A 9,834-nucleotide genomic window follows, 5' to 3' on the forward strand; every position below is an offset into this window, starting at 1 on the left:
CCATGGCTTGCTGCAATTGAAAAAGACAAACTGGCGTGGCCAAACCACGTTTCGGATTTAAAATACTGGTCGAATGAAGTAGCAAAACAATACCAGGTTTCTTCCATTCCATTCACTGTTTTGGTAGACAAAAACGGAAATATCATCGACACCAAATTGCGCGGAGTTGAATTAGAACAAGCACTTAAAACCATTTTTGGCTTCTAAAATGGAACTACCAAACGGAAAGAAAATTTATTTTGCTTCCGATTTCCATTTAGGCGTGCCCGTCGGTGCGCAAAGTTTGGAAAGAGAAAGACGCATTATTGACTGGTTGAACCACGTTCAGAAAGATGCGCACGAAATTTACCTCGTCGGAGACATCTTTGATTTTTGGTTCGAATACAAACACGCTATCCCGAAAGGATTTGTTCGTCTGCAAGGCAAAATTGCGGAATTGACCGACAGCGGAATTCCCGTTTATTTCTTCACCGGAAACCACGACATGTGGATGTTCGATTATTTCGAGAAAGAACTCGGAGTAAAAATCTATCGTGAACCCATTTTAAGAGTGTTTAACGACCAGAAATTCCTAATTGGACATGGAGATGGTTTGGGGCCCGGAGATCGCGGATACAAGTTTATTAAGAAGGTATTTGCCGCGAAATGGTCACAATGGTTGTTTGCACGTCTGCATCCGAATTTCGGTATCGGATTGGCAAACTACTTCTCCCGGAAAAGCCGGATTTCTACCGGAGATTCTGACAGCCAGTTTTTAGGTGAAGACAAGGAATGGCTGGTACAATACTGCAAAGAGCAGGAACAAGTAAATCCCCAAGATTATTACATTTTTGGCCACCGTCATCTTCCAATGACTATTCAGATCAATGAACGTGCCACATACATCAACTTAGGCGAATGGATTCATTATGACACTTACGCTGTTTTTGATGGCTTCGAAACAAAGTTGTTGGAGTGGAAACACTAATTCCTAATTCCTAATTCCTAATTCCTAATTAAAAAATGTTCCATAATTCAAAAGGTTTAAATTCTGGTAGCTATCGGAATCAATGATTCGTAATTCGTAATTCGTAATTCGTAATTCGTAATTATCTCACTTCTTCCCTGTAAAAAAACACTTTCACAGTTGAATTCTTCAAACGTTTGAACAACCATTCCCGGATCTGCCCTTTCTTCTCTTGTTTTAAATCTTTTACGGTTCCGATCAAAACAATTGTTTCGCTATTTGTTCGATTGGTCGAATCTCTGAAGAACTTTCCGGACGAAACACTCACGCTGGAGGTCAAGGGTTCCAGAACATGTATTTCAGCATACAACTGCTTCCCCGAATCCGTAAAACCGATTACACTGTCTTTTAACGCAGAAATTTCCCGCAGCTGCTGTTCCATCTGCAAATTCTGAGCTTTTAAATTATCAACGACCGTATTGTTACTCAGACTCCTGTTTAGAGTAATTCCCTGCGTAATCACCACCTCATTGGAATCAACTTCAAACCAGGAAGCTCTTTTCAGAATGGCAGCACGTTCCGGATGCGTCAGTGAATCTCCGCCATACACAAGCGTCACCAAACGTTTGTCCGGGTCGATCGAATGTTCAAGCAAAAACTTTCCGTTCATTTGTTTGACCGAAATACAATATTTCTCTGCTTGTTCTTTGAACTTTTCTTCCCGTGCCAATTCGTAGCCAAAATAAATGCTCGGCAATACCGTGAGCAGCATAATCAGGTAAATCAGATATTTTGTCCGTTTTCGCTCCGTATCCTGAACAACAGTTGCAAGCGGTACTTTCAGATAACGCACAATCAGAAGGCTCGACAAGGCAATGAATACAGCATTTATGATAAACAAATACATTGCTCCGAAGAAGAAATGCAGCTGACCTGTTCCCAAACCGTAACCGGCCGTACATAAAGGCGGCATCAGCGCAGTTGCAATGGCCACACCGGGAAGTACATTTCCTTTAATTTTACTGGACAAGGCCAGAATTCCTGAAAGTCCACCGAAAAAAGCGATCAAAACATCGTAAATGGTTGGGTGAATGCGTGCCAAAAGTTCCGAATGCGCGGTAGAAACTGGCGTGAGTGCAAAATAGATCGCAGAAGCCAGCAAACTCGATCCTACTGCGAAACTCAGGTTGGTAGCTGCTCTCCGGAATAGTTTAAAATTGTAAGTGGCAATACTAAATCCAATTGCATTGATCGGCCCCATCAAAGGAGAGATCAGCATTGCTCCGATAATTACGGCTGTGGAATTGGTGTTTAAGCCAACAGAAGCAACCACGATGGCAAAACAAAGCACCCAGAAGTTCGTTCCTTTAAAAACAACTCCTTTTTCTATTTCAGTCCGGATATAATCATGCGATTCGACTTCGTCCCTCAGGTTAATAAATTCAACTAGTTTTTGTAACATACCTCTTTGATTTAACGAAGTCGCTTCCGTATCTGCTCTTTTATTCTCCTTCTTTCGGTTTTGGCGGTTCTTCTTTTGTTTTTTTCTTTTTATCCTTTTTGCCTTTGGCGGTTGGCATGGCATCGTCTTCTTTTCCGGAACTTGCTGTTCCTCCGAATGTGCGGATTTCTCTTCCCTGCTCGTCAAAAACATGTTCTTCAACCAGGATGTCTTTTTTGTACAAAGCACGACTTTTCACTTTTTCATCCGGGAAGCGTTCTTCGAACCATCCTTCCTTGAGGCCTTTTTTGTAGACTTCAACACTTTGTAATTTCTGGTTGTAATACAAGGTTTTAAATTCCCCGTTACGCACGTCCATCAACCAGTTTTCCGTTCTCAAAAGCACGCCGTCGTCATAATAATATCTGAAAACACCGTTTTTCTTTCCCTGTTTGAAAGTCAATTCTTCAATGATCTTTCCTGCGCGGTTGTAAACCAGAAACGGTCCGTCCAGTAAGCCCTTCACATAGTTTACCTGCTTACTGCGCACACCTTTCGAATCGTACGTAATTTTTGGTCCGTTCAGAACTCCCTGAACATAATTTTCAAGCTTGACCGTATCTCCTTTTGCGTTGTAAGTAACCTGCGGACCTTCGAATTGTCCCATGACGTAGTTCTTCTCCCAGGCAGGAATCTGTGTTGAGTCATTGAAATACGTCCAGCGCCCGGACTCAACTCCCTGGATGTGAGAACGAATCACCATGATGCATCCCGATTTATAATAGGTTGTATCAATTCCGTTTGAAAATCCGTCTACAAAAGTCACACGTCGCTCCAGGATTCCGTTCATATGGCAGGTTTCACAAACCCCGGAAAAAGGCATTTTCTGAGAACTCGTGACTACGCGCTTTCCATCCGGCGACATTTCCAGCTTTTCGTTACAATCAACTACTCCTGCGATCTTTCCGCATTCCCATTCAGTATAACGTTGTTTTGAACGGTCTGCAGCTTTCTGATAACACGGAACAGAATCTCTTCTCACCACACCAAACTTAGGCTGAGCAGAAACCGCCAAAGAAAACAAACAAAAAATAGCAACGAGGATTTTCATTTTTATTGGATTTTAGAATTTTAAGACTTCAGAATTTTACAGTAAGACAGATAGAGCCAAGATAAAAGAGACAAGACTTTGATTCAATGAAACCAAATCAGTCTTGACTCTTGACTCAAAAGTCTTTCGTCTTAAAATCCGAATGTCCTGATGTCAATTAACAACTATTGTTCCAGTTTCAGGGAAAGTTTATTCAAGGCGTCTCTCATTCGGGCAGGAATTTGAATGGAGGATTGCGTTACACTGTCGTAACAAACCAGCACCGAAGTTCCTGTCGTTCTTACTTCCTTGAGCACTCTCACTTCATAAGACAAGGTAAAACTTTTTTCTCCAACATGTTTCAGGTAAACGAAAATTTCGACCGGATCATGCAGGAAAACAGGTTTCAGATATTCCAGTTCATTCTTTCGCAGAATGACCCCGGTTTTTCTCCAATCCCAGTCAGTACCGAGCATTTGGCGGAAATAATGGATTCTGGCTTCTTCAAAGTAATTCAGATAAACTGCATTGTTTACGTGCTGCATCATATCGCAGTCTGAAAAACGAACTTGTAATTTATAGGAATCTAACATGACTTATTTTTTATCTAGTACACTGTATTCCGAATTATTGGAAACAAACTCAGGAACAATCTCTTTCATTTGTTTTACCAAAGTCAGATTATCGACCTTTCCAACGGAATCCAACAAGTTATCAATAATCTGGAACACCTGATCATCTGCATTTCTTTCCGCTGCAATTAAAATCTTCGGGTGATGGGTTTCCTGAACATTTTCGGCATCGTTCAACAACTCTTCGTACAATTTTTCACCCGGTCTCAGACCTGAAAACGTAATTTCAATGTCTTTTCCAAGCTCCAATCCCGACAATTGAATCATCTTTTTCGCCAGATCAACAATTTTCACCGATGCTCCCATATCGAACACATAGATTTCACCGCCATTTCCCATAATTCCGGCTTCGAGTACCAATTGGCACGCTTCCGGAATGGTCATGAAATAACGCGTAATCCGTTCATCCGTTACCGTTACCGGGCCGCCTTGTTCGATTTGTCGTTTGAACAGCGGAATAACGGATCCGTTCGACCCCAACACATTTCCGAAACGGGTTGTGATAAATTGTGTTTTATTCTTATTTGCAGCTTGTGCAATGATTTCGGCAATTCGCTTGCTCGCTCCCATTACATTCGTCGGGTTTACCGCTTTATCAGTAGAAATCATGACAAATTTGTAAACTCCAATCTCATTCGATAAGTCTACCAGGATTTTTGTTCCCTGGATATTGTTTCGGACTGCTTCAGACGGATTCATTTCCATCATCGGAACATGCTTGTATGCCGCTGCGTGAAAAACCCACGATGGATCAAACGCTTCAAACAAGCGACGCATCCGTTCTTCATTGCACACATCTCCGATTACAATTTCAAACGGAGGAATATCTTTCAATTGGTTTAATTCAAATTCCAGGTCGTAAAGCGCTGACTCTGCCTGATCCAGTAAAACAACCAGTTTCGGTTCGTATTCCAATACCTGGCGGACAATTCCTGAACCGATAGATCCGGCTGCACCCGTAATCAGAATCACCTGATCTTTCAAATCCGTAGCCAGCTGTTCCTGGTTCAAAACAATCGGATTACGACTCAATAAATCTTCAATATTGATCTGTGCAATCTGTTTCGAAGTAAAGGTTCCATTGATCCAGCTTTTCGGACTCGGCACTTTTTTCACTTCAACTCCTGCATTGATACACTTTTCAACGATGACATTCCGTTTTTCCGGAGCCAGGTTCTGAATGGCAATGATTACTTGTGAAATGGTATTCTTTGCGAGAATCTCTTCTAACTCATCCGTATGAAAAACTTCCGCTCCTTCGATCCGATTTCCGGAAATCCGTTGATTATCATCCAGGAAACCAAAAACTTTGAAATGAATACGTGTATCTTTTTCAATCATTCTTTTTGCAATCAATCCGGAAACACCTGCTCCGTAAATCAATACAAATTTCTGTTCCATATCCGATTTGACAGATTCCAGGTAAAGCAATTTCACCACAAAGCGGGAAACGGCCATCAGGAAGAAACAGAAAACGTATTCGATGATGATGATCGAAACCGGGAACATGTAGTAACCGTCAATCCAGAAATACCTCACCACTCCAATGATTGCAAAGATCACAGATGTGGTGGTGATTGCTAAAAAAAGTCGCTTAAAATCAGAGGTAGAAGTGTGTCTGACGATTCCTTTTTGAATTCCGAACGAGTAAAAAACAACGAAACGAATTACAAAAAACAAGATGATCGAATATTGGACAATTGCCAGTTCACTGTACCACATTTCAGCGTCCGCCTTGATGTCAAAACGGATTAAGTAGGCTATTAACAATGAAACAGCTGAAATAACCAAATCAATACACACGATTACCCAACGGGGCATATTTTTCTTTGGAAATATCACGATTCAGAATTCATTTTGATCATTACAAATTTAAGCTAAAATCTCAGGTAAACAACCCGCCGTTTAAAGAAATGGTTTGCCCTGTCACGTAATCACAAGCATCTGTGAGAAGCCAGTCAATCGTAGATAAAATGGTTTCTACTCCCCCCAATTTGTTCTTGGGAATCTGCGAAATGATTTGCTGCTGCAGCTCTTCCGACACCTCGGAAATCATTCCCTGATCGAAGTATCCGAGGGCAAGTGCATTACAGGTAATCGGCTGACTTGCCAGCTCTTTCGCAATGGTTTTTGTCATTCCCAAAATACCGGCTTTACTTGCCGCATAAGCGACTGTTCCCGGAACTCCGGTTTGTGCAACAACCGATGAAATATTGATGATCCGTCCGTAATTGCTTGAACGCATTCCCGGAATCAAACCGTGAGATAACAAAAACGGAGCTGTCAGATTCACGGCAATCACTTCATTGAATTCGGCCGGTGATAATTTCCAGCTCATTCCGTTCCGGGAAATTCCTGCGTTGTTGATCAACACATCGACTTTTCCGAAGTTTGCCAAAATGGTTGCAATGAGGTTCGCAACCTGGTTTTCGTCTCTCAAATCGGCCTTGAACCACGCATGTTCGCATGCAACGTCAAACGGTTCCTGCTGAAATGTATGCAAAGCCAGTTTCACATCCTGTTTTTCAAAATGCTTCACCATTGCTGAACCTAAACCACCGGTTGCTCCGGTAATTAAAATTACTTTTTTGTCCATTTATCTCTTATCATTTTTAATGTCCGCCACCAAAACGGAGCATTGTTCCAGCTCAATTGTGAATATACAACATCCTGCGCTCCGAAGTTCAGATTGAACCTTCTGACTGATTCGACATTTGAACCTCCGAAATCGAACACTTTTCCTTTAGAATCAGCATATTCGATAGCTGTAAGCATTAATTTATACATTCCTCCGAGCTTTTTAGCGTCTTCAGTTGTTGTTCCTTTTAAATAAAGTACGGTTGAATCCGTTTCCAGGATCCAGATTCCTCCCAACCAGTCATTTTCCTTGTACAGGTTAAACTGCCCGAGGCGTGAATGTTCGTAACGAAGCACCAATTTTTCCAGTATCGGGAGTGTAACAGCACTGATTCCATGAATTCTGTTCGCCAGTTCTGTTTGCAGTAAATGCATCATTACCGGAATAATTACTTCCTGCTTCACGGAAAATTCCTTTGCTTTATTGAACGAACGTTTCGCCTGTTGATTCAATTTCAAGGTTCCCGGTTCCAATCGCTGATAAATGCGTTGATTCAGGCTAAAACCTCTTCCAACCTGAAGATCTGCCACCTTGAATTCGCTTTTCAGAACCTTTACCAATTCCTCTTCCGGAACAGGTTCTCCGATCCATTCCATAAACCGGTTGAAAAAAGGAGTTACCAAAACGGAAACACCACCTTTCACCACATACGGACAAGCCATTCCGGATTTCAGATCATCCGAATACAAAATCATCCAGTTTTCAGAAGTGGCATCCAGGTACCCGGATTCGGAAAACACCGAAGCATTGTTTTGAAAAACCAATCGGTCCCACTGCTCTTTTAGTTCTTTTGAATCTGCTTTTACGAAATGCATGCGGAATAATTAACGTATTCATGACTTGTTTTCGTATCTGCTATAAATGATTCCAGTTTTTTAAGTGAATAACGTGTCATTCCTTTCGGATGACCAATCACTACAAAAGTCTTCACCTCTCTTTTCTTGTAACATTTCACCTGCTTTTTCAGCATAGATGCATAATAGCCATCAGAACTCACATGATTCCATGTTTTATTCAATAAGACCGATTTTTTTCGACCCGGTTGTGCCAAAAACGATCCGTCACCTATCATTTTGTGGTCTTTCGGGTTTAATCTTCCCCAGATATACAGCCTCCAATAGAACAAAGGAGAAAATTCCCACGATGCAATCGGAATTTCCAGAAAATGCCCGTTTAAAACCACTTCTGTCACAACGGACTGAAAACGGTAAGGGTTGGAAAACGGCTGCACTTTTGTGAAATCGAACTGATAATGCTCAGATTCAAACTTTCCTCCCGGAAACACGGTTGAATCGCACACGATTCCCAATTCCCGGAAAACTTGTTCTATTTGCGAAAAGGGCTGAATGCACCATCCTCCGGCACGATAAGTGGTTATCTTGTTTTTGATCAGACTGCTTAGAAAAGCATGGTATTTCCGGACAATAGACTCTGCTTCAGCATCTGGAAAATCCGACAATTTGTAAGCTCCATCCGTAACAACTACCCATTTTTCACCGTCGTAATACGATTTTTCCCAATGCGGATGAATGTGCAGCTGAACTTCACCATTCAACCTTTCCATTTCCTGCAGCTGTGAAGCAATATGGTTAAAATCAGTTTGTAATTCCGGGAATTTTTCTTTGGCTTCCGACAATCGGATCAGAAAACCCACATCGACAAAAAAGACCATCGGAATCTGAAACCTGCGGGAAAGATCAAGCAAGCGGTCGGTTGGCTCAATCATACATTTTTGAACACTTCCAGTTGCCGTTCCGAAGAACAATTCATAGTCGAAAGTCAGAATTACCTGCATCTTGCGAAGATAATGTCAAATTGAGAATAGACAAACTATATTTCTTAATCTGTAGCAATCCCTGATTGGTTGCAAGGTCGTAATTATTCTGACATTTCGCACGAAAACCCTTGCTGTGACTGGGCTAATAGACACATGTCTATGCGTATTTTTAATCCGATCCGGGGAACTTCCCAAAATCTATCGTAAATTAGTCAAAATTGGACACGGAACTTTTAAGACTTGAAAAGCCAAAACTTTAGTTCAATGAAACTAAATTAGTCTTGACTCTTAGCTCTTGAAGTCTTAGAGCCCTAATATCTGGCACAATGAAAGAAATAGAACGTAAATTCCTGGTCAAAGATGAATTATTAGACGTGGTCAAATACCTTCAGTCTAAAAAAATCCGGCAGGGTTATATCTCCGAGATCGATGGGAAAACAGTTCGTGTCCGCACCAAAGGAGAGAAAGGTTATCTCACCATCAAAGGAAAATCAAGCGGCATTTCGAGAGATGAGTTCGAGTATGAAATTCCCTTTGAAGATGCCAATCAGTTGTTACAGAATTTTTGCCCGAAAGTACTCGAAAAAGAACGTTTTGATCTGATTATCGGTGAAAAGAAATGGGAAATCGACATTTTTCACGGAAAACTGGAAGGTTTGATCATTGCTGAACTGGAACTGGAATCGGAAGATGAAGCGTTTGAGCTTCCGGGATGGATCCGGGAAGAAGTGAGTGATGATGTGCAGTATTACAATTCACGGTTGATTGAGAAAGCCTAAAGCTTACTTCGCCCCTGCTCAGTAAGCTTTTCCAATTACATATTTTTATAAAATTATGTGGAACGCGATGTATCCGGATATCTGCATTATTCGCAATCAAGTTATTTTCTGAAGTGCAACACGTTCCATTTACCACAGATGCACAGATTTTTTGCTCGGCTACCGTACTCGCTTTTTAAGAAAATCAATGATTTAGAGGTTTATAAAAAAAGAAGCGACCGGTAAGGGGAATTATGTATTTAACACAGGTAACTTATAAATCTTTGCTCTCTGCTTACCTCCACCACTCTTTTCATAAAAAAGGCGTCTTCGTCTTCAAATGCTTTCGCATTTTCTTCTGCGGTTTATAAATCCAGCCTTATTTTAACCTCAAAGAGTGAAAGAACACAAAGGTTTAAATATCAATTCTATCGAAAAGTCATCACCTGAAATTTCATTCATTGTATATTTTTAAGTTTTGTACAAGAATTCTGGTGATTTTTTTCCGCAAATCCCGAAAAGTCGGGACAAGTTGCACAAATAAATGCTCGC

At 41.2% G+C, this 9,834-nt stretch carries 10 protein-coding genes; 3 read left to right on the forward strand and 7 right to left on the reverse strand.

From position 1 onward, the window contains the following. Positions 1-207, forward strand: a 207-nt coding sequence (locus tag Q1V93_RS12020; protein WP_367183795.1) for a peroxiredoxin family protein, incomplete at its 5' end; no start/stop codon positions are given. A gap of 1 nt (position 208) precedes the next feature. Beyond that, positions 209-967: a UDP-2,3-diacylglucosamine diphosphatase gene (locus tag Q1V93_RS12025; RefSeq protein WP_300664998.1), complete on the forward strand. Its 759-nt coding sequence runs from the start codon at positions 209-211 to the stop codon at positions 965-967. Between the two features lie 121 nt (positions 968-1,088). Here Q1V93_RS12025 and Q1V93_RS12030 read toward each other — a convergent pair whose 3' ends face one another. The 7 genes from Q1V93_RS12030 to Q1V93_RS12060 form a co-directional block, all read right to left on the reverse strand. Beyond that, on the reverse strand, positions 1,089-2,408 hold the full coding sequence (locus Q1V93_RS12030; RefSeq protein ID WP_300665000.1) for a TIGR00341 family protein: 1,320 nt from the start codon (positions 2,406-2,408) through the stop codon (positions 1,089-1,091). A 40-nt stretch (positions 2,409-2,448) separates the two neighbouring features. Then, entirely contained in the window at positions 2,449-3,498 is a 1,050-nt protein-coding gene (locus Q1V93_RS12035; RefSeq protein ID WP_300665002.1) for a toxin-antitoxin system YwqK family antitoxin, read from the reverse strand. Positions 3,499-3,662: 164 nt separating this feature from the next. Then, positions 3,663-4,070, reverse strand: a complete 408-nt coding sequence (locus Q1V93_RS12040; RefSeq protein WP_300665004.1) for a thioesterase family protein — start codon at positions 4,068-4,070, stop codon at positions 3,663-3,665. Positions 4,071-4,073: 3 nt separating this feature from the next. Further along, positions 4,074-5,930: a nucleoside-diphosphate sugar epimerase/dehydratase gene (locus tag Q1V93_RS12045; protein ID WP_300665006.1), complete on the reverse strand. Its 1,857-nt coding sequence runs from the start codon at positions 5,928-5,930 to the stop codon at positions 4,074-4,076. 64 nt (positions 5,931-5,994) lie between these two features. Beyond that, complete coding sequence (locus tag Q1V93_RS12050) at positions 5,995-6,705, reverse strand: SDR family NAD(P)-dependent oxidoreductase (protein ID WP_300665008.1); 711 nt, start codon at positions 6,703-6,705, stop codon at positions 5,995-5,997. Beyond that, positions 6,690-7,562 carry a hypothetical protein gene (locus Q1V93_RS12055; RefSeq protein WP_300665010.1) on the reverse strand — a complete coding sequence of 291 codons (873 nt, stop codon included), beginning with the start codon at positions 7,560-7,562 and terminating at the stop codon, positions 6,690-6,692. Before Q1V93_RS12055 ends, Q1V93_RS12050 begins: the two co-directional genes overlap by 16 nt. Next, positions 7,550-8,542 (reverse strand): hypothetical protein, encoded by a 993-nt coding sequence (locus Q1V93_RS12060; RefSeq protein WP_300665013.1) that lies wholly within the window; start codon positions 8,540-8,542, stop codon positions 7,550-7,552. The genes Q1V93_RS12055 and Q1V93_RS12060 overlap by 13 nt, the downstream gene beginning before the upstream one ends. A gap of 308 nt (positions 8,543-8,850) precedes the next feature. On the opposite strand from Q1V93_RS12060, the gene Q1V93_RS12065 reads away from it, so the two are divergent. Beyond that, on the forward strand, positions 8,851-9,303 hold the full coding sequence (locus tag Q1V93_RS12065; protein WP_300665015.1) for a CYTH domain-containing protein: 453 nt from the start codon (positions 8,851-8,853) through the stop codon (positions 9,301-9,303). Positions 9,304-9,834: the final 531 nt, after the last annotated feature.

The sequence above is a fragment of the Fluviicola sp. genome (genome assembly GCF_030151805.1).
Lineage (GTDB): Bacteria > Bacteroidota > Bacteroidia > Flavobacteriales_D > Crocinitomicaceae > Fluviicola.